Below are 26443 nucleotides of genomic sequence, written 5' to 3'. Positions count from 1 at the left end.
TTCACCTCCCTTAACTCCCCACATTGCAATGCTGCCTTAATTTCCGCAGGCTTCAATGTGAGATAATATTTCGTTAGACGCTTCAGAACTTTCATCTCAGCGGCATCAATGTTGATGCACTCGTAAAAAGTCTCAAAATGTGTTATTTGTCATGCTGAACTTGTTTCAGCATCTAATCATTTCAGTGAGTTAGAGACCCTGAAATAAATTCAGGGTGACAGGAAAGACTTTTTGCGAGTCTGTCAATGTTGGATTTTGAGTTAAAAACTGAACTACGGTTCCATGTAAGGCGTAAAATGGAATTTAAGGAAAATTGGACAGAAGAAAAGATTGCGGCGCTTTTTGAATTGAATTTTCATGAGCTCGGGGAAATTGCGGATTCCATCAACCGTAAAAACGGAAACATTGTAACGTTCGTTATCAACCGGCATATAAATTATTCCAATATATGCGTCTCAAAATGCCCCCTCTGCGCCTTTTACAGAGACGCCGAAGATGACGACGCATATCTTATGAGCATTGAGGAGGCAGTCAAAAAATCTGAAGAAGCCGTACAAATGGGGGCATCGGAGCTCCATATAGTAGGCTCCCTCAACCCCGATGTGCGTCTGAAATACTTTGACGAGCTTTTCAGGAAGATAAAGAAGAGATTCCCGCAAGTCGTTATTAAAGCCTTGACTGCAACGGAAATCCGCTTCCTTTCTGAAATAGAAGAGATGAGCATTGAGGAAGTCCTTTCGAGATTGAAAGATGCCGGGCTGCAGGCGATGCCGGGAGGAGGTGCGGAAATCCTCGACGATGAAATAAGAGAAGTGATTTGTCCGAACAAGATTAAATCTGATGAATGGCTCCGCATAATGGAGACAGCCCACGGCATGGGAATAAAAAGCAACGCAACGATGCTTTTCGGTCATATTGAAAAGGAAAAACATAGAGCGATCCATCTGTACAGGCTCTGGAAGTTGCAGGAAAAGACAGGGGGCTTTGTTTCCTTTATTCCCCTTCTTTTTCTTCCGGAAAATACAAAACTTAAAGGTTTGAAGCTCGTTGAGGATAAAACAGATCCTGTCGATATTCTAAAGACGATCGCTGTTTCGAGAATCGTTCTGCAGAATTTCAAGAGCGTAAGGGCTTACTGGGTCGTGCTCGGCGAAAAGATCGCCCAGGTAGCCATAAATTACGGGGCTAATGATCTGGATGGAACGCTTATGGAAGAAAGAATAGCGCATTCCGCTGGAGCCGGAACTCCTCTATCTCTCCCCATAGATAAAATTTCAAACATTGCAAGAAGCGCCGGTAAAGTGCCTGCTGAAAGGGATACCTTTTACAATATTTTGAGGACCTATTCATGAAGGTTAGAATCGGCAAATTTGGTTTGGTAAATAATTTTCTGCCCTACTTTCGGCTTGAGCAGAAAGGGGTTCCGATAATTGAAGCGCCACCGGCAAAGCTTGCGGAGATGTTTGAAAAAGGAAAAATAGATTTTGCCCCCGTCCCTTCCTTTTATTATTTAAAAAACAAAGACAGGTTGAGAAGCTATGATTTCTGTGTTGCCTCCAAAGAGAAGGTTTTGAGTGTCCTTGTTGTTTCAAAAGAAAGGGAACTTGACGATGGAAGTATTGCAATAACAAATCAAACGATGACTTCTGTCAATCTGCTTAAAATCATCTTGAATGAAAGAAGGATGAAAAACATGCTCGTACCCGTGAATGAAAGCAGGGCAGACGAACTGCTGAAACACTGCAACCATGCACTCGTTATCGGTGATGAGGCGATAAAGGCGAGGATGAAGCATGAAAATCCCCCCATCCCCCCTTTCTCAAAGGGGGGCAAGGGGGGATTTTCATATAAAGTAGTAATGGATCTCGGCGAGGAATGGTATAAATTGACAGGCAGTTCAATGGTCTTCGGGATCTCTGTGTCACCCAAAGATATAGATATGAGCGATGTTAACAGAAAAGTTATGAAATCTGTCGGGTGGGGTGAAGAAAATATTGATATGATTGTGACGGAGGCTGAGAAGAAGTTTAAGCTACCAAAGAATTTTCTTGAAACGTATGTTAAATCGCTTACATACCGGATGGGAGAAGAAGAAGTGAGAGGACTTGAGCTGTTTGAGGAGAAATGTCGCGAACATGGCCTGCTCTGAATGGAATGAATATGTTGAGCAAAATTTAGAAGGTGTGGACCTGAGTTTTAAAGAGGCCCTGCATCTATTCGAGATGCCTTTGCCTGTCGTCGGCAGAATTGCGGATGAGATAAGGAAGGAAAAGTGCGGGGAGCTTGTAACGTTCGTTGGAGACAGAAATATAAGCTACACAAACTGGTGCGTGTCGAGGTGTAAGTTCTGTGCTTTTTACGCAAGGAGCAAAGAAGAGAGCTATGTCCTGAGCAAGGAGGAGATTTTAGAAAAGGTTGAGGAGACTGTCCGTGCCGGTGGGACGCAGGTTCTTATTCAAGGCGGGTTCAACCCGGGAATCGGGATTGCCTGGCTGGAGGATATGTTTTCGGCTGTAAAACGTTCTTTCCCGGGTGTCCAGATTCACAGTCTTTCTCCACCTGAGATATATTTCATTGCAAAGAAAGAAGGTATAAGCATAAAAGAAACGCTTGAAAAATTGAGAAACGCAGGTCTGGATTCTCTCCCGGGAGGGGGGGCGGAGATTCTGAGTGATAGAGTTCGACAGATTGTCAGTCCTAATAAGGTCAGTGCAGACGGGTGGATCGAGGTAATGGAGACGGCGCACAGCATAGGGCTCAAAACAACTGCGACAATGATGTTCGGACATATTGAACGCAATGAAGATATCGTGGAACATCTCTTCAGGATAAGAGATCTGCAGAACAGAACGAAAGGCTTCACCGCATTTATCCCGTGGACATTTCAACCGGGGAATACGGAACTTTATGAAACCATAAAGGAGCCGGTAGCAGCGACGCGATATCTGCAGGTATTGGCGATTTCAAGGATTGTTCTGCATCCAATAAGAAACATACAGGCTTCATGGCTTACGCAGGACTTTGATGTGGACAAGATCGCTTTGTTTTTTGGTGCGAACGACTTTGGCGGCACAATACTTGAGGAAAATATTGTAACGGCTGCTGGAAAGGAGTACGAGCCGGCAGGAGTCGAGGATATCGTAAAAGCGGTAAAATCTGTCGGCAGACCGGTGGCACAAAGAAACACACTTTATGAAGTAATCAGACCTTTTTAACCCTGTGGATAAAGAATGTCCAGTGGGGGCATTTCAAAAAAGCCTTTCTCTTTACCCCTTTCTGGGTTCCGTGTCGTATTAGAACGGATGAATCCAGATTCAGATTACCTTACCGAAAACAGTCTGGATTTGTCTGTCATTGTCCTGAGTTCCCTTATAAAAGCCGAATGGCGGTTATATTTTTCCCTGAAGTGGTTGATCAGCATCTGACCCTTATCCTGTTCATTGTTACTCCAGTATGTTTCTGCAATGGCCAGTATAAGCATGGCTGCCTTCCAGTAGCTTTTCCTATGTTTGCCACCCACTCTTTCCCAAATTGATTCAACTCCGGGAGTTCTTCAAGCGATACGTTGATCATACCATGGATGTTGAGATTATCATGGTAATAATAACGCCTGGATATCGCATCAAACAGGGCATCTGGCCGGGATGGCGGCTTTTCTGTAAGATAGATGCAGCGCAGGTATCGCAGCGCGGCCTCATCAATGTCTGTTTCGAGCATCTCATTATGGTCATATCCGGAGAACTGGCCTTCTTCGTTTCCCCCATTGTAAATGTCCAGCAGGTTTTCGTAAGTCTGTCTTGCAAGGCGGTAATCGCCAGCATCATAAAACTCATCGATCTGTTCAACGAGATCGTCCACCTCGGGCACCCAGCTATCATTCCCCCAGGCCCTTTCTTCGCCATATTCATTATCCCATCCCCAGCCATCTGTATACTCATAGTTCGCAGCCCGTTTCCCGAAAGCCGCTATCTCCCGTAAAAGGCGGTCCCCCTCTGCTTTTTGTATCTTTGCGGGTTCCGGTTTAACGGGTAAAACAAAGATATTCAGATATGTCTGACGTTTTTCAGGCGATATAGAGGCTGCATGCTCTAAGATTAAAGTCTTCAATTCATCATGAGTAAATCTGTCCAGTCGCGCCGTCAACTCAGAAACAAACTCTTTTAAAGACAAATTTTTCATAGTTCTCCTTAAGCTCAAATAGCAGTGATTATCCTGACAGCAAGAGCAATTATCATAACTACCGGAAAATTTACATGATTAAATCAGCATTTACTACACATATCATCGGAATCGAACTCATCTTATTGACATACTGTGAATCTCCTGCTAAATGCTTCCTGTATAGATTCAGGTCGATCAAAAAACAGCCATGAAAGAAAAGAAGTTTCTCAAAAAGAAAAAGCGTGAAAAAAAGGTCAGGGCTGACAGGTCTGAGCGGACAAAAAAATGGGAAGCGGAAGATAATTACTTGTGGGCTCGCAGTGAATACAGCGAAGGCAATCTCAAGACAGCGAGACATTATGCGCAAAAGGCCATCAACTGTTACCCGAACCACCTGATGGCTCATCACCTTCTGGCGCAGATATGTATGGATGAGGATGACTTTGGCCGGGCGGCGGAGCTGTTTCGCAGTGTGTTGAAGCTGCGGCCCGGTGATGTTGAGTCAAGATTCTTCACAGGATACAGCCTGACACGCCATGGGTCTTACGAAAAGGCGATTGATGCCTTTCAGGGGTTTCTGGATGCGATAAAGGGGAAGCGACTTGATCAGAGGCTGCGCTCGTTTAAGAAAGACGCATTAAACGGGATCAAGGAATCTACCAGGATTCTAAAATCATATGCTGATGCTAAAAGTTTAGCGCTGCAGTACCAGAGACAAAATCAAAATTCTCCTGTAATTGAACCACACAAGCGGGGGTCTCTGAAAAAAGAAACACTCCCACCGGAAGACCATATACCTGTAGATATTTCCCCTTTCGAAGATAAGAGTCTGCTCAATCAAAGCGTAGAAGTTAAGATAATTTCTGTAGACGGAGATTTTTCCGAAAGAATACCCCGGAAGAAATATGACCCATTCGAAGACTACAACCTTCTTCTGCAATTTCAGCGCCTCAACCTCGTAAAAGAATTTGACGAATTGCTCTGTCTGGAACATCTCCAAAATGTTGATAAATACTGGTATCAAATTGAAACTGTATCTAACGTGCTTAAGCGGTTTCGAGGAAGGGTGTTATTGGCTGACGAGGTAGGTCTGGGAAAGACCATTGAGGCCGGCATGCTCCTGAAAGAGTACACCATGAGAGGAATGATAAAGAAGGTGCTCATTCTAACTCCCCCTTCCCTGGTTTCTCAATGGCAGGAAGAGATGCGAACCAAATTTAACCTTGAGTTTTCGACAACGGATGACATTCTTTACCGTGAGAGCACTCATGATTTCTGGCACAGGCAGGATTGCGTTGTTGCGTCTATCAATACAGCCAAGTCCCGGAGAAATTTTGATACAATTGCCTCTATAGACTATGATCTGCTGATCGTTGATGAGGCACATTACCTGCGTAACAAGAGAACGCTGAATTACAAACTGGTCAACTCCATAAAGAAGAAGTTCATTTTTCTTTTGAGTGCAACCCCTGTCCAGAATAATCTCCTCGAACTTTATAATCTGATTACCCTTCTCAGACCGGGAACCCTCAGCACCGAAACGGAATTCAAGAAGGAGTATATAAAAGGGGGGAATCTCAGGGTGCCGAATAATCCTGAAAAGTTAAGGAAACTCCTGCGGGATGTTATGATCCGCAATACCCGCTCGCTGGTTGATGTGAGACTGCCAAAACGTTTTGCGACCACCTTTTATGTGGAACCGCTGCCCATAGAAAAAGAAGTGTATCAGGAAACAAGTAGTTTTATAAGAAGCTTTCCCAGTGAAAAATGGGGCCGGGAACAATTTACAATCACCAATCTTCAAATGGCTGCCGGAAGTTCCCCCCTTGCCCTCGAGAAATCCATCAAGAATCTATTAGATAAGAATACCAATCTGCGTTCAGGTGATCGCAAGCATCTGTCGAATATTATTTCCAGGATCAGAGAGATTAACCATGATTCATCCAAAGGGAATCAGCTCACACAACTCATCAGGAAGAATGAAGATAAAAAGATAATCTTTGTTAGATATGTAAAGACGCTTGAGTATTTGAGCGGCCTGCTGCGTAACATGGGTTATCCTTTTGCAGTGTTCAGTGGAAACATGACACCTCGAGAGAAGGATATATCCATCTCGGCATTTCGTGATGATATCCCCATCCTTCTCAGTACTGAGACTGGGGGAGAGGGTCGAAACCTCCAGTTTTGCAATACCCTGATCAACTATGATCTCCCCTGGAACCCCATGCGTCTGGAGCAGAGGATAGGGAGATTACACCGCATCGGCCAGAAGCGCGACGTCTATGTTTTCAATCTCTGTATGTCGGGAAGTATTGAGGATTACATGATGAGAATACTGCATGACAAGCTCAATATGTTTGAGCTTGTTATAGGAGAGATTGATACTATTCTCGGCAACCTCAAATTAGATAATGATTTCAGCAACATTGTCATGAACCTATGGGTCAGTTCAAAAGATGATTCAGAACTTAAGGCAAACTTTGACAGGCTGGGTGAGGACATCGTAGCGGCCAAGAAGACATATGAAAAGACCAAAGAACTGGATGAAATCATCTTTGGTGAAGATTATGAGGTTTAAGGATTGATGGATCTTCAGAACCTGGTTGCAAAAATCCTTCAAAGACGCGGTTGTCTCGTTGAAACAACTGTTGATAACACTGTACAGGTACTCTTTCCCAAAGAACTTCAGGAGGTGCTTTCCGTTGGTGAGATGGAAACCTTTGCATTTCAGGGTGGAGAGGGGAATCATTATGAAAGTGACTTTGTCGATTCCCTGGGACCTCTGGTTTCTTCGAGAGGATTATTTGCAGCCGTATCACTTCCCCATTTGAAGCCCCGCATCAAGTATCCGGAAAAACTTCTCACAGACAATCTGGTTGTTCAAAATGGCATCTTCCGTTTCGTGGATCATGAAATAAAACAGCTCAGCTATCTGTTGATGAATTTCAGGGTCAGCGCTGTTTCAGATACAAAAACAGAGCGTGTTCTAACTGTAGTACTCAATGAACATACGGGTACTGTCCCATTGGAAATAGAGGAAAAATTGAAAGGTGAACTGGAAAACGCTTCGGACGATCTCCCTGATCAAAGGACTTCGGACATAGCAACGTCTCTGGAAAAAGGGAGAGAGATAACCGGCAGACTGGCGCTCCTTGAATATCAGGATTTTTTGAAAAGTTTAAATAGACGGCTTAATCGTGACCTGAAAAGGCTTCAGGAATATTATGGTACGATCGCCAGAGAGATAGAGAAAACCCTGAAGAAGAAGGGACTTAAAAAAGAGGATATTGACAGGAGGCTGTCCCGGTTGGAGGCAACAAAGATAGAATATCGCAAAAAAATCAGTGATGCTCGTGACAAATATGCCATGGAAATTCTGATAGAGCCGATTAATATTCTTCGCATCTTTATGACGGCTGTAGTTCTCCGGGTGGATCTGCAGCAACGTAAAAACAAGATACCTATAGAAATACCCTTGAATCCGATAAATAACAGGCTGGAGCATCTTATCTGTACAAGCTGCCATCAACCGGTTCTCAGCTTTTATCTCTGTAATGAGATGCATCTGCTCTGCCCCTCGTGTTATCCTGGCTGTCAATTATGTAAATTGAGCCTGTTCAATAATTAAGATTTAGCGTGCAAAGAAACTGTAGCGGAATCTAAACAGACCATAAAATCAATATCTGTTGCAATAATGCTGTTCAATACTGAGAAAAAGTACAAACAAATTGATATTTAAAGGGAATTTCCAAATATTCCTTAATTTCAAAGGGCAGCAAGTGTTGATATTTTGGGTTAACTTTTTTCAAAACAGTCAGTTTCCGAGGGTTGCCCTCCGGAAACGCAATAAATTTGGGTTAACTTTTGTTTTATGCCCTTGTAACTGGCTGTATTTACACATATTATAAGTATTGAACAGGCTCAAATTAGGTAAGTGAAATCTTGGGGACGGGTTCACATTTTTCCAATCTGACTACCTTTTCTATCAAACTGTCAACTCAAATTAGTCTTCTGACAATTTAGTAGAATGAGACGATCCTTAGTGCCGTTCTTCCCTTTATTTATTTTTCTATTACGGATAAAGAATGTCCAGTGGGGGCATTTCAAAAAAACCTTTCTCCTCACCCATCTTGTAAAGTGTGTCGAGTGCTTTTCTAACCGTTTCAGGCATTTCATACGTATAGTCATTTACATACATCAGTGCGAATTCTGTTATAAGCTTCTCATCCATTCCCCGTGAATACTGCATTGCATACTGCATAGCCTCATCAACATTCTCCAGGGCATATTTTGTGCTTTCACGCATAACCCCGAGAAAATTCCGCTGAAGATCTTCCGGGATATCCCTTTTAATTGTATTGATGCCAAGTGGCATTGGTAAACCCGTTTTTTCATACCACCAATCCCAGAGATCGAAGACTTTTACAAGATTGTGCTGAGAATAGGTTATCTGTCCTTCATGGATAAGAAGCCCGGCATCAACCTCTCCCTTCTGCACCGCTCCGATAATCTCATCAAATTTCATTTCAACAGGCTGAAAGTCATCACATGCCAGCATAAGCAGGAGATTTGCCGATGTAAGTTTTCCTGGAATTGCTATTTTTTTGCCTTCGATTGTCATATCCTTTTTGGCAACTATTATCGGGCCATATCCATCACCTATGCTTGCGCCGGTAGACAGAATTCGATATTTCTCACTAAGAAATGCATAGGCATGGGCTGAGAGAGCGGTGACATCATTTTCAGCGTTAAATGCCTTCCGGTTCAGCGTTTCTATATCTTCAATAACATTGATAATTTCAAAATTTTTTGCGACCTTCCCGCTTACCATCCCATAGAACATAAATGCGTCGTCCGCATCCGGTGTGTGTGCAACGCTCAGTTTCCTCATTTTTTATCTGCAAACTCCTTATTATGATATATTTGTGTTCAGTTGTTATACTTACTCAATCGATTTTGAGGTTATTTAGTCCGTTAATTTCAAGTTCTTTAGCATACATTTCCTCTAATGGTGCTTCTTTTGTTAGCCGTTCTTCCAGGGACAGTTTCACAACATTTTCAATTCCGCCTTCTTGTTTTACTATGTCTCTTTCAACCAGACGATGTATTAATTCTTCCCAAAATGAATCATTTTCAAATTCATCTATGAAATCCATTGCCTTACTTGTTTCATCATATTCTTGTGTCGGGAAGTAACGTTCGAGTTTAGGATCATATTCAATAAGGTTTTCAAAACCCATCTTCTCTGCATGGGAAAATAATTTATGTTCCAGCAATCTATATTCTTCTGTTTCGGGATCTTTTTCCACTTTGTTTGCGTTAAGAACCCAATCGGCAATTGTCAGAATATCCAACAGAGCCCGATACTCTTTTTTTGTAAAGTTGATTTCCATAACATCCTCTCAAAAGATAATGGTTAAGCCAAGTGGAGCCGCTTTTTAGCTTCTTCGTGAGAAACGGTTTGTCCTGCGTCAGCCTGCCGGCAACCCTTTTCCCATACAACCGACATGATTGTCTCCGCCTTAGTAATTAAATTACTATACTATTGTACTTTACTGCTTGTAAGCTGTGTGGACAAATATTTTTTATGATGAGCCTTAATTAGGTATGCTGTATTGTAACGGTATCATGGACTTAATGTTAAAAACATGCAACAGCGATTTGACTGAAGGTGCGAACTTTAAAACTTAGTTCCAGGATGTCGGGAGATAAAGGCATCGAGACCCTCTTCATAACGTTTTCCCGATGTCATAAATCCCTCGTTGTGGGTGCCTGTAATTTCGAGAAATTCCTTCGGTTCCTGTGCCGCTTCGAATAATTGACGGCCGTGACTGAAGGGTATGATGTCGTCGTTTACGCTGTGTATGACAAGGATGGGACAATTGACCCGTCTTATATATTCGCCGGCGTTGTAGTCAAAGCGTGAGAGCAGTCTAACCGGCAGAAACGGATAGATGTCAGCCGCTATATCAGGGACGGAGGTGAACGTGGACTCAATGAGAAGTGCTTTCGGAGTGTAATTCTGTGCGAGCCGTGCGGCAATTGCCCCGCCGAGCGACCGACCAAAGAAGATGATTTCTTCCGGGGGGACGTGCAGCTCCTCAGTCAGGTAGAGCCACGCCGCCTCGGCATCCAGATAGGTTCCCTTTTCGGTGGGTTTCCCCTCGCTTTTTCCGTAGCCCCGGTAATCAAAAATAAACGTGCTGAAACCGAGACGGTGGAAAATATGGATCGAAGCCATACGGTGGGAGATATTGCCCGCATTGCCGTGGAAAAAGAGAACAACCCCACGCGGTTTTTCAGCGGGGATAAACCAGCCGGAAAGCTTTACATTATCAACGGTTTCGAAAGAGACGTCTTCGTATGAAAGCCCCGTCTGGTCAGGCGTTTCGAAAAAGGCCTTCTCCGGAAAGTAAATAAAGCCGGGTTGTGCGACAAAAATAACGCCCATAAGGCCTAAATACGACAAAACGGCTATTGAAATTATTGACCATATCATACGCATAACAGAAAGGATCAAGACTTGTTTTTTATTGCCCTCGACGCTCTGTTGCTGACCCGCAAATGGAGTCCGACATAATCCCCAGCGCCCTTAAATTTGTATCCCCAACGGAACTAAGCCCCGTACCGCCTCCTTATGGGAAAGTATCTTGAGCTATTTCACATTATTCTAATTTTAAATCATCAAAGTTGATATGGCCCCATCCACCGCTTGAAGCATCTATAATCCTAATCTGGGCAGTTCTTCCTATGTACTGAGACACATCCCACCTTAATTGTTCCATTGTCTCTGTGCATTTTCCCGTAGCTTGCAAAACAACTTGTCCATCAATTATGAGTTCCACCCTTTCAGTTTTAATGTCACATCCGCCGCCAATCAGAAAACTGATTGTTGGTCCGGTTATAGTGAAGGGTTCGGAAGTAAGAGTTCCCTGGGGTCCATCACCCTGTATCCTTCCGGGAGGATCAAACGGGGCAGGGCGATTCTCAAATCCACCAATCCAAAAGTTACCCTGGTGGTGCGACGGTTGACCCCGGTGACGTGCTGTGGGATTGTCCCCATAAGTAGGCTGAGTATTAAAGGCATTCCCTGTACTTTTCCAGCCGTCAAGATTGCCCAATTCAAAATTCCAGTTAATACCCAAGACCGATTGCGGAGCTTCTTCAAAAGAAATACTCAGAATATCGTCTTTGTTGAGGGGAACGTTGACTACACGACCATCCTTTAAGAAAACTTTCATGTCACCAAAAGAATAGGTAAAGGCAGCAAATAATATTGTTACGGACAATATAAGAACACACAATAATTTAGCTTTTTTTCTCATTTTGAATAACCCCCCTGAAATCAAAGATGTTTTTTAAATTTCATACCCTTTCAGGTAAAAAACAATATAGAACGGAAAGTAGTGTGTCAAGTGAATTAGCAGTCTCCCTGACCCTATCCCGACTAAGCGAAAAGGAAGCGGGGTTTTTGTTTTGGAGGTCAAGTGTAACAACAATCATGGAGGGCGGTCAGAATTATTGAGTGAAATAAGTCAAACGTAGGCTTGGCCCGCTTAAGCAATCATTCAACATCGTGTTACGTTAGTCACGGTGGCCCGGGAGCAGGCCTCGTTTGCTCTTTCGAATGAATTCGATCAGATAGGCAACCTCCGGTATTTCTCCTAATTCTGCTTCCACCTTTGCCAGCGCATCTTTTCGTATAAGTTTCGAAAAAAAGATGGTTTGCACCGCCTTTCTCAATGCATTTCTGGTTTCGGAGGAAATGCCGGCCCGCTTCAGTCCAACGAAGTTGAGACCGAAGACGGTGCCATCAATGACGAGACAGTAGGGAGGAACGTCATGCGTTACTTTCGAGTACGGTCCCGTCATTGAGAGTGTGCCTACATTGGAGAACTGGTGGACACCGATGTAACCGCTGAGATTAGCGCGGTCTTCCACTGTGACATGACCAGAAAGTACGGCATGATTGCCCAGTGTGCAGTTATTGCCCATTTTGACGTTATGCCCCACATGAACAAAGGCCATGAGCATGCAGTTGCTACCAATTAAGGTCTCCGTACCTTCCCCCTCTCCTCGATGGATGGTGACGTACTCGCGGATGATCGTGTTGTCGCCTACCCGGCAGTAGCTCTTTTCGCCATTATAGTGATAGTCCTGCGGCTCATCGCCGACAACGACGTTTGCGTGAATCTTGACATTATTGCCTATGGTGGTCCAGCCGTTGATATGGACGCGGGGACCAATACGGCATCCATCGCCTATGGTTACTTCATCCTCGATTACCGTGTAAGGGCCAACATGTATATTTTCCCCCAGCTTTACATCGGGGCCAATTACCGCAGTTTTATGAATCATGATTTCTCCTCTTGGGAGGAAAACATAGAGTAAAATTCCCCCCGCGTCAAGATAAAGCAGTTGAAATGCTATTGACACCTCAATAAAAACCCTTGACAATTTTGTTAGGGAATGTATTGTTTTCAATCAGTTCAAGAAGGTAGGACAACAATTTAAAAGTCAGTACGTTTCATCCCATCCCTGTAACAGGAGGGAGCCGTGGAGTGATCGAAAATAAAACCCCGTTTCTTAGAAAAAGGAAGCGGGGTTTTTTGTTTGGGGGATTGGCAAAATGGGCAGATGGCAAAAAGCAAGACCTGACCCCGATTTTTGCCGATTTTTGAGACGCCCTGTGGCGGGGGCTTGACAATACGTTAATTTAACGAATCGTCCTTCCAGTATTTCGTTCCTTTCACCGTTGCCTGAAGGGCTAACCCGGTCTCCGTTAACTGATATATCGTGATATTATCGACCGTGGCCTCACCGCCGACAGCCGCTCCCTTGTCACTCGCCTTGGCCGCCGCATCGGCCTGAGCTCCGAACGCCCAGCCATGTTTGATAAAACGGTTCATGGTATCGGCGCTATGGAACACAAACACGACACGAAAGTCTTTGGCGCCGAGGCCCACACCGATGCCAACCTCTCCCATTTTCATATACGTGTGTTTGCCGGTGCTGTTATTTGTGACGACACCATATCCGCCGCCGAAACTGGCAAAAATAATATTGACATTGATGTTGCTGAATACGGCATACCCTGGGGCACTGGAAATTTGCGCTTTAACGTCGGGCTTTACTTTATAGAGATCCGACAGCGTCTGGTTTTTCATATCGAGAACCGACTGTTGCTTTTGCGCTGGCGTTTTATCGCCCATAGTAGCGCACCCCCCGATGATTAATGCGAGTATCATGTACAGTACTAACGCTTTACGATTCATGGTTGACCTCCTTTTTTATTATAACTTGTCGCGTAATGCTTCGTAGAATACCTTACACAGAGGAGTGATGTCAACTTTCAAGGTGAACTGAACAGCGAGCGTATTCCCCGTTGCTTGCAGCGGGGTTAGCGAGCGAATAAAATCAACAAATTTCATTAACAGTCGGAGATTCCCCGCAGCTTGCTGCGGGGAGCTTCAATAAAGTGAACAAAGAGGGCAAGCGCCGTTTGACCCTTGCTCCCGGATCCTTGTACCTGTTGCTGGCCTCTGCCTGCCACAAATGTTTTTTCTTGACATTTTCGTTTAAGGGTGTATTTTTTCCAATCAGTTCAAGAAGGTAGGACAACAATTTAAAAGGCAGTACGTTTCACCCGCACCCGACAAAGGAGGGAGCCGTGGAGTGATTGAAGATAAAACCCCGTTTCTTAGAAAAAGGAAGCGGGGTTTTTTGTTTGGGGGATTGGTAAGCTGGATAGATGGCAAAAAGCAATACCTGACACCGATTTTCTCAGAGGCTACGATGTTCTTTTTGTTAAGTCCGTTAAAATGCTCCGAACTCTTCTGTCTGCCAGAGCAGATCATTCCTGGGAGAAGAAGATTAAAAAGTTCCTCAGACCAGACCTCCTGATTATCGATGACTTCGGCCTTGCTGCCCTCACTCATACTCAAGCTGAAGACTTCTACGAGATCGTAACTGAAAGACATTTAAAGTCTTCTCTCATTATTACCAGTAACAGGCCACCTCAAGACTGGATTCCTCTATTCCCGGATCCGGTCATGGCCAACTCAGCATTGGACCGTTTGGCCCATCACGCTCATCATATTATTATAGAAGGAGGTGATTCTTACAGAAAGAAATTGAAGCCCACTTATTCCAACTAAAATTTTGTCCCTCTTATGGCAAAAGTGGGGAATTACCTTGACCCCAGGGGTGGGGAATAACCTTGGCCCTTGACAAGCAAGGAGCTGATTAGGTTATACCCGATAACCTTCAGATACCTTGATGGTGATAAACAATTTAGTAAGTATCAGTGGATCAAAGCCAAAATTCAGAAGAATGAATCTGATATTCGTCCTGAAAGTTACAAAGTTAAGTACGATAGCATCCAACTCCTCGACATTATTTCACCAGTTGATGGATGGAATGAAAGGAAAAAATGGATACTAAATAAATCTAACATGTTTAAGTCACTCGAATCCATGATGAAAGCGAGGGATGCAGATGAAATATCAATGGGGATCATCAAACCAAAACATATTAAAGGTTGCATAATTCGCAATAAAACCAAAGATGAATTAAATGAGGCTCTGTCAAAGAAAAAAGCGATTATGAATCAGCTTGATATGTTCAGAGAAAAATTGATTTGGATATATTGCCAGTAAAGTTTCTTTTGCAGTTTTCATGTAACGATTCAGAATGTAGCGGCCACGAGATTAGTATTCTCGATTGGGAATTAGCTGAACTATATCGGAAAGTAAGGAAAAAGTCTGATTGGAAAGAAAAGATTAAATTCAAAATTATTACCGAAATATTCTCGGACAAAAGAGATACATACTTGATAATGGGAAACATGGCCAGGAGGCGAAATGTTTTCTGTATTTTGGGGCTTTTCTGGCCACCCGAGGAAAAACAATTATCACTATTTGATTAGAATAACATTGGTTTTACTTCGAGACCATTGTCACCTATTTTTTTTATTTCTTCAGCGATTATCTTTCTATGGCATTTATTGTGATCTTTCTCATAACACATCAAGGCTACGTTATGGTTTTTATGAATTAGCCCCGATATTTCAAGTAAAAGGTGTGTTTTTTCTTTTAAAATATCACGATACTCATTGAAGAATTTCTCATAATTTCGTGTTTTATGCAATTGATCTCGCATTTTTTTGGGAGTTCCAAGTTCTTTGATGTTGATATAATTTATACCTTTTTCCATCAGTGTGTTGGTAATATTGTTTTTACAAAAATCTTTTTTCCGACTTGACGTTCTTTCTCTTACATCAACAACTGTGGATATTTTAAAAAAATGCATACATTTCATAAATCGGTCTATATCAATACCTTCATACCCGATAGTATAAAGTTTCATTTTAACATATACTCCAATCGATTTTACTGTAGGGAAAGTAGCAGGGTAATTCTGACCTGTCAATAGGTTTCCGATAAATAGGGAGCAATAAACATGAAGGAGGTAGGCCTTGTTTTTTTATTAAAGACCAACTATGGAACAAGGTGAAGGGTTCAAGCCTACCCTTCGACTCACTTACCCTCTTTCCACTTCGAGTAATGAGACTTCATGGCCGTAAAGAAGCTGAAAAATGGATCTGCTGAATCCCCGGAGGGCTTCCGCTTCTGGCCGGCGCCTGCTCGAACATCCTTTAGGTTCTCATCCTGCCTTAGTCTCTCGTATGCCCGCTGTACCTGTTTGAATTTCTTTTCCGCCTCAGGGTCATCCGGGTTCTTGTCCGGATGGTATCTCTTGGCAAGACGGCGGTAAGCCTTCCTGATCTTTTTTTCTGACGCGCCCGGTAAAAGGCCAAGAATCACATAAGGGTCTTCGTTGAAAGAATTCATGGCAGCACCTTCCCCTGATTGACAGATCAAGTATAGGGGATAATGCTTTTGTGTGTCAAGAAGGCAGTAAAAGTGGAAGGAGGGGGGGCGGATTGGTGAGATTGAATAATGGGGTCGGACCAAGATAATCGTCTGTAATCCATAAAATTGTCCCTGAAAACAGGGCCAATTTTACCCTTAGAGGCACCATTTCAGCATCAAAATTGGGTGTTCTAAGAAATTCTCTGCGAAAAAAGATCGTGCTCCCACCACACCTTGAACCTTGACACCTATACCTGTTTTTTACAGTGCCCAGCGCCTATCGTTGTTGACCATATAAACTGCGGATAACGCAAAAGACCTGTAAGATAGTTTCGGATTTACTGAAAAGGCAAAATCAATAGCACTATCCATTTTACACTCATCAGCAAAATGAGTTATAACACTACAGTTTGATATCTTCTACCATAAGGAATTTATGAAAATACTACACACATCCGACTGGCACATTGGCCGTACCCTATATGGTCGCAAGCGATACGAGGAGTTCGAAGCATTCCTGAACTGGCTGGCCGGTCTTATTGATGACGAAGATATAGATGTGCTGCTTGTGGCAGGGGACGTGTTTGACAACAGCACCCCAAGCAATCGTGCACAGGAACTCTATTACCGGTTCCTCTGCCGCGTAGCTGCCTCACCAAAACGCCATGTGGTGGTGACGGCAGGGAATCATGATTCGCCGTCTTTCTTGAATGCGCCCAAGGAGCTTCTGAAATTTCTGAATGTCCATGTCGTGGGAAGCGCATCCGACTCTCCGGAGGATGAACTGATCGTGCTGCCCGGGCCGGACCAGGAGCCCGCTCTTATTGTCTGCGCCGTCCCGTATCTCAGAGACCGCGATATACGCACGGCTGAAGCCGGAGAGAGCGTTGAGGACAAGGAACGGAAGATCATCGAGGGAATCAGGACTCATTACCGGACGGTCTGTGAATTGGCCGAACAGACGCGCGATCTGCTGAAAAAGCCTGTCCCGATCGTCGCCATGGGACATTTGTTTGCCGCGGGCGGCGAGACCATCGACGGTGACGGGGTGCGTGAACTGTATATCGGCTCTCTTGCGCAAGTCAGAAGGGATGTGTTCCCCGAATGTATCGACTACGTTGCACTCGGGCATCTTCATATTCCGCAAAGGGTTGGCGGTTCTGATTTTATACGCTATGCGGGTTCACCTCTTCCCATTGGCTTCGGGGAAGCCGGGCAGAAAAAGAGCGTGGTCCTTGTGGAGTTTTCGAGCAATGCACCCATTGTCACAAATATTTCAGTGCCCCGATTCCAGGAATTGAAGACTCTGCACGGGGATTGGCAAACTATTGCACGGAACATCGACATATTGAAGTCCGAGGGAAGCAATGCCTGGCTGGAGATCGTATATGATGGAGACGAGATAGCCGGTGATTTACGCGAGCGGTTGGATGAGGCAATCGAAAAAACCGGCTTGGAGATCCTCCGCGTTAAGAACATCCGTGTGCTGGAACGGGCTCTGAGTGGGATGGATGCGGAAGAAACACTCGATGATCTGGACGTAACGGACGTGTTCACGCGCTGCCTGGAATCGCATGAAATACCAGACGATCAGCGCCCGGTGCTTTTGAGCGCATATCGGGAAATCATTGTAACTCTGAACGAAGCGGACCCGATGGCTGAATAGGAGAACATGGTATGAGGATACTTGGTGTTCGATTTAAGAATCTTAATTCTCTCATAGGGGAATGGAATATCGATTTCACCCACCCGGAGTATTTGTCCGACGGCATATTCGCTATCACAGGCCCTACCGGCGCAGGAAAGACGACCATTATGGACGCTATATGCCTCGGGCTTTACGGAAGGACGCCCCGCCTTGACAAGGTTACGAAAAGCAGCAACGAGATCATGTCACGCCAGACAGGCGAATGCTTTGCGGAAGTTGCATTTGAGACACAGAAGGGCCGTTACCGTTGCCACTGGAGTCAGCACCGTGCCCGGAAAAGGCCTGATGGCGAGTTACAACAGGCAAAGCATGAAATAGCCGATGCAGAAAACGGGACAGTCCTGGAATCAAGAATAACCCAGGTTAATGAATTTATCGAGAATGCCACGGGTATGGACTTTGAGCGTTTTACCCGTTCGATGCTGCTCGCCCAGGGCGGATTTGCAGCCTTTCTTCAGGCCTCCCCAGATAAGCGAGCTCCCATCCTTGAGCAAATTACCGGCACCGAAATTTACAGTCATATATCCGTAAAAGTGCATGAACGCAGTAGAGAAGAACGTGAAAAGCTGGAATTATTGCAGTCTGAACTGAAAGGAATCCAGGTATTAAGCGCAGATGAGGAAAGTGACCTGCGAGCGGGCCTGGAGGAAAAGCAGTTACATGAAGCAGCGCTTGGCGCTCCGCTCGAAGGCCTTCGAAAGGCTGCTACCTGGCTTGAAACCGTAGCTGCGCTGGAAAAGGGGATCTGCGAACTGGATAAACTCAACAAGGATTTTGAGATACGCCAGCGGATGTTCGAGCCGGAGGGAATACGGCTGGAAAAATCACGAAATGCCCTCGGTCTGGAGGGTGATTACCGGGGATTGGTCGCGTTACGCGATCTGCAGAAAAATGAGACAAAGGAAATTCATGACGCTCTCGCGGCCCTGCCGCTAAAGGACAAGGCCTGTGAAAATGCGTTGACTATCAAAAAGACCGCTGAGACCGGTTTTGATGAGGCACGAAAACGGCAGCAATCCGAAGCGGATGTTATCAAAAAGGTCCGCGACCTTGATGCCAGACTGAGCGAGCAGAAAAAGCAGATCGAGGAGAAGGATAAGTCGATATCATTTGCGGAGAAGCAGGGCAAAGCATATACCGTGAATATCGATAAGGCTTCGCAGATCCTGAACAAATCACAGGATGGCCTGAAAATCGTCCAGGACTACCAGGCAGAGCACGCAGTCGATGCAGCGCTGCTGACCAACCTGGCTGCAATCTCCAGAGTATTTGCCTCACTTTGTGGACTTGAAGAAAGGCATATCAAGGTTCAAGAAACGCGTGCCGCAGCTTTCAAGGAAAAAGAGACTGCCATTGCCGCACACAAACAGATAGAGATTGATCACGAAAATCTTCGTAAGGAATTTGAAAAAGATCAAAGCGAGCTTAAACGGATGGCAGCGGAGATATGCACCATACTCAAAGGGCGCGAGATCAGCGAGTGGCGAAGTGAAACGGACGCTATTAAAGAACGCCAGCGTCTTCTGGTTCAGACTAGTGAAGCCATTGAGCGGATTGATAAGACAAGCACAGCGCTGGACAACCTCGGCAAAAGCCTTGAAACAATGAAGGCTGGTCATGAGAAACTTTTGGATGATATTAAATTAGTCGCAGATAAAAAATCGCTTCTGGGAAAAGATATCGAAAATATGGAGACACAAGTTGTTCTCCTGAGCCGTATCCGCGACCTTGAGGAAGACAGAAAACGACTTGAAGACGGCACACCATGCCCTCTGTGCGGTGCGCTCGACCATCCTTATGCAAAAGGCAATGTCCCTGAATTAAACAAGGCGGAAAAAGAGTTGAAGGATGCCAAGGCTGAGTTCAAACAAGTATCTGAGAAGTTGAGCAAGCTGGAAGCCGAGCAAGCGAAGATGCTGGTGAAAGTTGAACATGTTGAAAAAGACAGAGATGAAAAGAAGTTTGCGCTGGACGCCGATGATAAACAATGTGCCGACAACATGCTGAAACTGAATATCAAAGCCGGTCCTGAAGAACGAGCAGGGAAAGTACGTGAAGAGATTGCAGACGCTCAAACGAAGATCGCTGAAATATCCGGTATTATTGTCACCGCCGAAGAAATGAACCGAAAGGAGAAGGCGGCACAAGATGCCCTGCAGAAATTAAGGACGCTCCTGGAAGGTTCAGGCAAGGCCTTACAAGACGCCAGGCATAAAGTTGAGACAGCCGGTCGTGAGCATGAGCGGCTGATTAAGGAGGTCGAGGCACTTGGGGTGGAGCTTGAGAAGGCCCATGCGGTTGTTCTGAAGGATGTTGTACCCTTTGGTATCAGACAGATACCATCAACCGATCTCGACACCATATTGAAAGACCTTACGGAGCGCAGAGATATCTGGCAGGCAAAGCTGGATGAGAGAACCGGTCTTGAAAAAGAGATCCATAAATTGAAAGCCTCGATTGATAAGGACAAGGCCCTGCTGGAAAAGCTCGAACATGATCTGAAGGAGAGCCGCAAGGATCGTGAAAACATGATGCGGCAGTATGAATCCCAGAGCGCTTCACGCCGCGAATTGTATGGTGAGAAAAACCCCGACCAGGAGGAGAAACGCCTGGCTGACGTAGTGTATCAGGCGAGTAAGGCCTTTGAAAAAGCACGTGAAGAACACGCTCAGATGGAGAAAGAGCTCAGCGCCCTGAAAGAGAAGATAGACGATTTTGAAAACAAGACACGCAAACGGGCAATTGAACTGTCACAGGCTGAAAAAAATCTGACTGAGCGGATAAATAAAGCCGGGTTCGAAGATGAGTCCGACTATTTATCTGCCTGCCTGAACGAAGAAGAACGGGAAAGGCTTGGGGAATTAGAGAAGGCCCTGATCAGGGAAAAAACAGAACTGGACACCCGCAGGAAGGATAAGACGGCAGCCCTTGCGGCTGAGCGTGAGAAACACCTGACGGATCAAACCCTGGAAACGGTCAAGAAAGATATCGATATCTGTGATTCGGACTTGAAACGGATAAGGATCGACATCGGAGGCATGATAAAGATCTTGAGCGAAAACGAAAAACAAAGGGAAAAGCAGCAGGTTCGCATAAAGAACATTGAAGCTCAGAAAAAGGAATGCGCACGGTGGGATGACCTGCATCAACTCATCGGTTCGGCCGATGGAAAAAAATTCCGGAACTTTGCACAGGGACTGACGTTCGAGATGATGACAACACATGCCAACCGCCAACTCAGGAAAATGACGGACCGCTATCTGCTCATACGTGACGTATCACAACCGCTGGAACTGAATGTCATCGATAATTATCAGGCAGGAGAAATCCGATCTACGAAAAACCTCTCCGGTGGCGAAAGCTTTATCGTGAGCCTTGCTTTGGCGCTTGGTCTTTCTCAGATGGCCAGCCGAAATGTACGGGTTGATTCGCTCTTTCTCGATGAAGGATTCGGAACGCTCGACGACGACGCCCTCGAAACAGCCTTGGAAACTCTTGCGGGACTGCAGCAGGACGGCAAGCTCATCGGTGTTATATCCCATGTCACTGCGCTCAAGGAGCGCATCGGCACACAGATACAGGTGATCCCCGAAACAGGGGGACGAAGCAGCTTGAGCGGCCCCGGATGCCGGAGAAATTAAGAGGCATCCAAGGGAATTACATCGGGTCAGCCCTTGACCGGGAGCGCACCCGCAAGCCCCGCCCTGCAGGCGGGGCAAGTCACTCTCCCGTTAGAGTTTTTCCAGTTCATCCCAGAAAAGGGGGAAGGATTTGTTGACGCAGTCTCTGTCTTTAATCTTTATGCCCGGAATAGCGAGGCCGAGCATGGCGAAGCTCATCGCTATCCTGTGGTCGTTGTAGGTTTCTATCTCAGCACCATGGGGCATTCCTCCGTCAATAATCAGTCCGTCATCCGTCTCTTCAGCTCTGATACCGGTCCTTACCAATTCGGTAACCACTGCTGCTATCCGGTCGCTCTCCTTTACTCGGAGATGTGAAACGTTTTTTATGACGGTTCGTCCCGGTCTTATTGCTGCCAGCACTGCAAGCGTCGGCACCACATCGGGCATATCCCCCATATCGAAGACATATTCCCCGCTATTCATTTCTTTGCCTATGACCTTCACCCAGTCATCCCCCCTTATTACGGAGATACCGAGCGTTTCCATGATATCAAGGAGACCGATATCCCCCTGAAGGGTTCCGGGGTTGATATTCATAACCTTTACATTGCCCCTGCACAGAGCAGCAGCCAGAAAGAAATAGGAGGCATTGGAGACGTCTCCCTCTACCATGTATCTATGACCAATATATTGCTGATTGTTTTTTATGATATAGTGATCTTCATTTTTCCTGACAACCTCCACACCGAATTGCTTCATCGTCTCAATCGTCATATCGACATAGGGGAGGGAGACCTTGCTTCCCTTCAGTTTTATTTCTATATCCGTTTTGGCAAATGGGGAGCATATCAGGACGGATGAGATATACTGGCTGCTATCCACATTGGTAAAGGTTACGCTGCCGCCTTTGATACCGTTTGCATTTATGATGACAGGAGGACAGCCATTTTTGTTTTTGCTGCGCGCGTCAACTCCCAGTCCGCTCAAGGCATCAAGGAGTGGTTTAATCGGTCTTTCGCAGAGGCGGCTGTCTCCGCTAATGACAAACTCTCCTTTTCCCAGGGATACAATGCTGGTGAGAAACCTCGTGGCGGTACCGTTGTTGCCAAGGTAAATTTCCCTTCCCGGATTGGTTATATTCCCGCCGGTTCCGGTTACGATGATATCTTCGCCGGTTTTCAGGATTTCTGAGCCTAAAGAACGGAGTCCTTCGGTCAAATATTCCGTGTCATCGGATATCAGATAGTTCCGCAGAAAAGATTTTCCATGGGCGAGTGATGCTATGATAAGTGCCCTCTGGGTGTAGCTCTTTGAGCCGGGGATTACTACTTCCGCATCCAGGTTTTTGATTGGCTTAATTTCCATAAATTCCGCCTTAATAAGGACAGGCGAGACGCCTGTCCTACCATCTAAAAGGTTTTAAGTTTTTCAAGAACGATTTGCCTCATCAACTCCCTCGGGGGTTCCATCCCTGTCCAGATTTTTATTTGTTCCGCCCCCTGATGGACAAACATATCAAGACCGGAAAGCACCGTACAGCCCGCCTTTTCAGCATTCCTCATAAGCTTTGTCCTGAGGGGGTTATAGATAACATCCATCACATGGCTGAAGCGTGTCAGTACAATGCTCCCGACAAGTGATTTTTTGGTATCCGGGTTCATACCCACCGGTGTGGTATTGATCAGGCAGTCCGCCCTGATCTTTTCTATATTATCTATATGATAAGACTTGCAGCCAAACTCAGCGGCCAGCTCACCGCCCTTTTCTGCTGTCCTGTTCAGGATGATAGGGGTTCCTCCCTCCTTTTGTACGGCATATACTGCGGATCGCGCAGTGCCCCCGGCACCCAGAATGACAAAGGTTTTCCCCTCAATTTCCATTTTTTCTTTAAGAGCGATAGTGAGCCCCATCCAGTCGGTATTATTGCCCGTCAATCTTCCGTTCTGGTTTAAGACAGTATTTACAGCCCCGATTTTGAGCGCACTATCATCTACTGCATCTAAGCATTTCATTACAGTGGATTTAAACGGGATTGTGATACTGGCCCCGCAGATATTTGATCCCCGGATTCCCCTGACAGCGCTTTCTATGTCATCCACACAAAAAGAGACATAATGGGCATCGATCCCCATTTTTGAATAGGCGGCATTGTGCATCAGTGGAGAAAGACTGTGTCCTGTCGGATTTCCGAAAAGGGCAAATATTTTCATCTTAAAATCCTTAAAATCTCCTTCATTTCACTGGCGGTCATTTGACCCGGGACTGATTCATCTCCCCTTTCCAGAGACGCAAAGCTGAGATAAGAGCCGAGAAGAGGTGCCGCAGCCCTGCTGATCCGCCCTGAATTGCCCATGCAGAAGGCAATTATTTCCTTATTTCCCCCTTTAGCATAGGGAATAAGATTTAAAACCCTGAGATTATCTTCCACAGAGTTGGCATAAGTAACGATCTTTACGATATCGGCACCGGCTCCGAGGCACTCATCGAACAGTTTTTTTAATTCGCTTTCCGGTGGTGTTTTATTGAAATCGTGATGAGAAATAATCAATTTTGTCCGATTATCATTGCCCCGTATTTTCAGCAACAATTCTTCTATCAATGCATCTTCCGTACTTAATTCAATGTCAATATATTCAGCGCCAAGCTCTACAGCCTCTTTCAGCAGGGCGACTCTTTCCCTTTCACTGCCTTCGAATCGTCCCCCCTCGTCCATTTTTCTGTTGGTTATCAGGAGCTTTCCTTCTTTGGCACCTATCAGTTCGCCGAGCGATATATCCCTGATATAATCAGCCCTCAGTTCTATAACATCGGCCAGAAGAGCACTTTTTTTCATCTTCAGTAATGCCTCTTCATTGGTCGCGGCAATAATTGGAATGCAGATCATGACTGAGTCGTTACCTCCCCTCGTGGATACGAACCGAGCATCTTGACAAAAGATGCCCGTTCCCTCAGGTCTTTAAGGCACTTCTTTATCTTATCATCTTCCAGATGTCCGTCAAAGTCTACAAAGAACAGATACTCCCACATTCTGTCCTTCACCGGATGGGATTCAATCTTAACAAGATTGATATGTTCCCTGGCAAAAGGTTCCAGGGCATCATGCAGAGCGCCCGGCGCATGGGGTGTTCCGAAAAGTATAGAGGTTTTATCTTTTCCCGATGGTTCATTTTTGCCCTTCCCGATTATTAGAAATCGTGTTGTATTCGACGAACTGTCTTCAATACCCTCTGCGATGATCGTAAGACCATAGGTGGATGCGGCGAGATTGCTTCCGATAGCGGCACCCTCTTTGTCTTCCAGGACCCTCTGGGTGGCTGCCGAGGTACTTTCCACCTCACAGAGGGAACAGTGAAGCAGGTTTTTACGCAGCCAGTGCTGGCACTGGGCAAGGGCCTGCGGATGAGAGTAAACCCTCTTTATGCCATCTATTTCTTTACGTGTAGAGATAAGAAAATGATTAATCCTGAGGAAAATCTCGGCACGAATATTCAAAGGGGTTGAGATTAACCTGTCCATAGTAATATTGACGGAGCCCTCTGAAGAATTTTCTGCAGGCACGACGCCGTAATCGATCCTCTCCATTTCTACTTCGTCGAAGACATCAGCAATAGTCGATTGAGGGAGAAAGTTGACGCTTTTCCCAAAATGCGACTGAGCGGCCAGGTGCGTGAATGACGCCTCAGGCCCGAAGTATGCCACTGTTGTCGGGGCCTGCATGGCACGGGAGGCGGATATAATTTCCCTGAAGATGTTTTTCAGGGCATCATCCGGCAGCGGCCCCTCATTCAGCTCTGATAGATAATTGTTAACTTTGTTTTCTTGTAAGGGGTCGTAAATATCCAAACCCTGTTCATTTTTTATCTTTCCCACTTCAATGGATATGTCTGCCCTCTCGTTGAGGAGCTTGATGATGGTTTTATCCTTTTCCTGCAATTTATTTCTGAGTTTTTTTAAAGAAGTTTCTTTCATTTAAAAGAGCCCTCTAACCTTTCAATTCTCTGATTGTTTCCTCAATTACCGCTTCCGACACCCCGCCGTTGACAAAGGGCATGCCGAGTTTTTTCAGTAATACAAATTTAACGGTTTCACCTTCTTTCTTTTTGTCAACCCTTAATTGTGACACGATTCCCTCTGTTCCGATAGACCGGGGTATGCGGCAGGGAAGATCGTAGGTCGTTATCAGGTTTTCTATCTTCTCCCTGTCCTGCCCGGACAGGTGTTTTAACTTTTCGGATATTCTGGCCGCAGCAATCATGCCGATTGATACTCCATCTCCATGGGAAATCGAGTAATCCGACTGCGCTTCGATCGCATGGCCGATCGTATGGCCAAAGTTAAGAATACGGCGGAGCCCGTTGTCTTTCTCATCGATTTCGATAATGCGTTTTTTTATTCTACATGATTTTCCGATGATTGACGAAAGGATCGCCATATCCCTGTCCATGATTGCCTTCGCCTCGCTTTCCAGCAGGCTGAACAGTTCAGTATCTTCAATTATTCCATATTTGATAATCTCCGCCATGCCGTTTTTGAATTCACGGGACGGCAATGTATCCAAAAACGACAGATCGATGAAGACCTCCTTGGGCTGGTAGAACGTTCCCAGCAGATTTTTCCCCTCGGGCAGGTCTATTGCTGTCTTTCCGCCTATGCTGCTGTCCACCTGGGCCAGAAGAGTGGTTGGGATCTGGTAGTATGGAATGCCCCTCATGTATATGGATGCAACAAACCCGACGACATCACCTACCACACCGCCGCCCAGTGCGATCAGAGCCGATTTCCTGTCAATACCCATTTTTATCAGCTTTTTGGTGATATCAAGAACGGTATTGATATTTTTTGAGGTCTCTCCCTCAGGGATTTCTATCATATCTACAGTAAGCCCCATTGATTTGAGTGTTGTTAAAAACCTTTCTCCGTGCAGAGCAGATACGTTGGAGTCTGTAACAACGACATATCGGGAAGCACAGTTATTTTTGGCAATTATCATCTCGATGCGATCACCAATGTTATGGCCTATGCAGATCTCATATGAAGCTGATATTTTTCTATCAAGATTTACTTTTATTTTATTCATT

At 45.3% G+C, this 26443-nt stretch carries 24 protein-coding genes; 10 read left to right on the top strand and 14 right to left on the bottom strand.

Annotation, left to right across the window (positions count from 1 at the left end; genetic code table 11):
* The first annotated feature begins 296 nt into the window (after positions 1-296).
* Genes mqnE through mqnC form a run of 3 tightly spaced genes read left to right on the top strand, consistent with a single transcriptional unit; the run spans position 297 to position 3215 of the window.
* On the top strand, positions 297-1352 hold the full coding sequence (gene mqnE / locus Q7J27_01145) for an aminofutalosine synthase MqnE (GenBank protein MDO9527747.1): 1056 nt from the start codon (positions 297-299) through the stop codon (positions 1350-1352).
* Positions 1349-2149 (top strand): menaquinone biosynthesis protein, encoded by an 801-nt coding sequence (locus Q7J27_01140; GenBank protein ID MDO9527746.1) that lies wholly within the window; start codon positions 1349-1351, stop codon positions 2147-2149. Before mqnE ends, Q7J27_01140 begins: the two co-directional genes overlap by 4 nt.
* Positions 2136-3215, top strand: a complete 1080-nt coding sequence (gene mqnC / locus Q7J27_01135; protein MDO9527745.1) for a cyclic dehypoxanthinyl futalosine synthase — start codon at positions 2136-2138, stop codon at positions 3213-3215. Before Q7J27_01140 ends, mqnC begins: the two co-directional genes overlap by 14 nt.
* 199 nt (positions 3216-3414) lie before the next feature.
* On the opposite strand, the gene Q7J27_01130 is transcribed toward mqnC, so the two are convergent.
* Positions 3415-4179, bottom strand: a complete 765-nt coding sequence (locus tag Q7J27_01130; GenBank protein MDO9527744.1) for a hypothetical protein — start codon at positions 4177-4179, stop codon at positions 3415-3417.
* Positions 4180-4369: 190 nt separating this feature from the next.
* On the opposite strand from Q7J27_01130, the gene Q7J27_01125 reads away from it, so the two are divergent.
* On the top strand, positions 4370-6739 hold the full coding sequence (locus Q7J27_01125) for an SNF2-related protein (GenBank protein ID MDO9527743.1): 2370 nt from the start codon (positions 4370-4372) through the stop codon (positions 6737-6739).
* A 6-nt stretch (positions 6740-6745) separates the two neighbouring features.
* A complete protein-coding gene (locus Q7J27_01120) occupies positions 6746-7789 on the top strand; it encodes a hypothetical protein (protein ID MDO9527742.1) in 1044 nt (347 codons plus the stop codon).
* 444 nt (positions 7790-8233) lie between these two features.
* Here Q7J27_01120 and Q7J27_01115 read toward each other — a convergent pair whose 3' ends face one another.
* The 6 genes from Q7J27_01115 to Q7J27_01090 all read right to left on the bottom strand — a co-directional run bounded on the left by Q7J27_01115 (position 8234) and on the right by Q7J27_01090 (position 13436).
* Complete coding sequence (locus Q7J27_01115; protein MDO9527741.1) at positions 8234-9052, bottom strand: MqnA/MqnD/SBP family protein; 819 nt, start codon at positions 9050-9052, stop codon at positions 8234-8236.
* A 55-nt stretch (positions 9053-9107) separates the two neighbouring features.
* On the bottom strand, positions 9108-9554 hold the full coding sequence (locus Q7J27_01110) for a hypothetical protein (GenBank protein ID MDO9527740.1): 447 nt from the start codon (positions 9552-9554) through the stop codon (positions 9108-9110).
* A gap of 287 nt (positions 9555-9841) precedes the next feature.
* On the bottom strand, positions 9842-10660 hold the full coding sequence (locus Q7J27_01105) for an alpha/beta hydrolase (protein ID MDO9527739.1): 819 nt from the start codon (positions 10658-10660) through the stop codon (positions 9842-9844).
* 166 nt (positions 10661-10826) lie between these two features.
* Complete coding sequence (locus tag Q7J27_01100; protein MDO9527738.1) at positions 10827-11486, bottom strand: hypothetical protein; 660 nt, start codon at positions 11484-11486, stop codon at positions 10827-10829.
* 259 nt (positions 11487-11745) lie between these two features.
* Positions 11746-12519, bottom strand: a complete 774-nt coding sequence (gene lpxA / locus Q7J27_01095; protein ID MDO9527737.1) for an acyl-ACP--UDP-N-acetylglucosamine O-acyltransferase — start codon at positions 12517-12519, stop codon at positions 11746-11748.
* 353 nt (positions 12520-12872) lie between these two features.
* Positions 12873-13436, bottom strand: coding sequence for a hypothetical protein (locus tag Q7J27_01090; GenBank protein ID MDO9527736.1), 564 nt, complete (start codon positions 13434-13436; stop codon positions 12873-12875).
* Positions 13437-13925: 489 nt separating this feature from the next.
* Between Q7J27_01090 and Q7J27_01085 the strand changes: the two genes are divergently transcribed.
* The 3 genes from Q7J27_01085 (at position 13926) to Q7J27_01075 (ending at position 15088) form a co-directional block, all read left to right on the top strand.
* Positions 13926-14318: an ATP-binding protein gene (locus tag Q7J27_01085; GenBank protein ID MDO9527735.1), complete on the top strand. Its 393-nt coding sequence runs from the start codon at positions 13926-13928 to the stop codon at positions 14316-14318.
* Positions 14319-14387: 69 nt separating this feature from the next.
* A complete protein-coding gene (locus tag Q7J27_01080) occupies positions 14388-14819 on the top strand; it encodes a hypothetical protein (GenBank protein ID MDO9527734.1) in 432 nt (143 codons plus the stop codon).
* The gene (locus tag Q7J27_01075; protein ID MDO9527733.1) at positions 14801-15088 is read left to right on the top strand and encodes a hypothetical protein; all 288 of its coding nucleotides are present in this window, start codon (positions 14801-14803) and stop codon (positions 15086-15088) included. Before Q7J27_01080 ends, Q7J27_01075 begins: the two co-directional genes overlap by 19 nt.
* Here the strand turns inward: Q7J27_01075 and Q7J27_01070 are convergent.
* Together Q7J27_01070 and Q7J27_01065 are read right to left on the bottom strand one after the other, a co-directional pair.
* A complete protein-coding gene (locus Q7J27_01070; GenBank protein MDO9527732.1) occupies positions 15085-15528 on the bottom strand; it encodes a DUF488 domain-containing protein in 444 nt (147 codons plus the stop codon). The two genes, Q7J27_01075 and Q7J27_01070, sit on opposite strands and share 4 nt — an antisense overlap.
* A 170-nt stretch (positions 15529-15698) precedes the next feature.
* The gene (locus tag Q7J27_01065) at positions 15699-16013 is read right to left on the bottom strand and encodes a J domain-containing protein (protein ID MDO9527731.1); all 315 of its coding nucleotides are present in this window, start codon (positions 16011-16013) and stop codon (positions 15699-15701) included.
* Between the two features lie 457 nt (positions 16014-16470).
* On the opposite strand from Q7J27_01065, the gene Q7J27_01060 reads away from it, so the two are divergent.
* Both Q7J27_01060 and Q7J27_01055 read left to right on the top strand, forming a co-directional pair.
* Entirely contained in the window at positions 16471-17700 is a 1230-nt protein-coding gene (locus Q7J27_01060; protein MDO9527730.1) for an exonuclease SbcCD subunit D C-terminal domain-containing protein, read from the top strand.
* Positions 17701-17711: 11 nt separating this feature from the next.
* Positions 17712-21383: an AAA family ATPase gene (locus Q7J27_01055; protein MDO9527729.1), complete on the top strand. Its 3672-nt coding sequence runs from the start codon at positions 17712-17714 to the stop codon at positions 21381-21383.
* Positions 21384-21473: 90 nt separating this feature from the next.
* Here Q7J27_01055 and aroA read toward each other — a convergent pair whose 3' ends face one another.
* From aroA to aroB, 5 genes are read right to left on the bottom strand one after another with little or no spacing between them, the layout of a single operon-like run.
* The gene (aroA, locus tag Q7J27_01050) at positions 21474-22730 is read right to left on the bottom strand and encodes a 3-phosphoshikimate 1-carboxyvinyltransferase (GenBank protein MDO9527728.1); all 1257 of its coding nucleotides are present in this window, start codon (positions 22728-22730) and stop codon (positions 21474-21476) included.
* 44 nt (positions 22731-22774) lie between these two features.
* On the bottom strand, positions 22775-23575 hold the full coding sequence (locus Q7J27_01045) for a shikimate dehydrogenase (GenBank protein MDO9527727.1): 801 nt from the start codon (positions 23573-23575) through the stop codon (positions 22775-22777).
* Complete coding sequence (gene aroD / locus Q7J27_01040; GenBank protein MDO9527726.1) at positions 23572-24249, bottom strand: type I 3-dehydroquinate dehydratase; 678 nt, start codon at positions 24247-24249, stop codon at positions 23572-23574. Before aroD ends, Q7J27_01045 begins: the two co-directional genes overlap by 4 nt.
* Entirely contained in the window at positions 24246-25334 is a 1089-nt protein-coding gene (pheA, locus tag Q7J27_01035; GenBank protein MDO9527725.1) for a prephenate dehydratase, read from the bottom strand. Before pheA ends, aroD begins: the two co-directional genes overlap by 4 nt.
* 13 nt (positions 25335-25347) lie before the next feature.
* The gene (aroB, locus tag Q7J27_01030) at positions 25348-26442 is read right to left on the bottom strand and encodes a 3-dehydroquinate synthase (GenBank protein MDO9527724.1); all 1095 of its coding nucleotides are present in this window, start codon (positions 26440-26442) and stop codon (positions 25348-25350) included.
* Position 26443: the final 1 nt, after the last annotated feature.

This window comes from Syntrophales bacterium, assembly GCA_030655775.1.
In the GTDB taxonomy this organism is placed as follows: Bacteria; Desulfobacterota; Syntrophia; order Syntrophales; family JADFWA01; genus JAUSPI01.
Note: the sequence above shows the minus strand (reverse complement) of the source record. Positions and strands in the feature narration are given on the sequence as shown.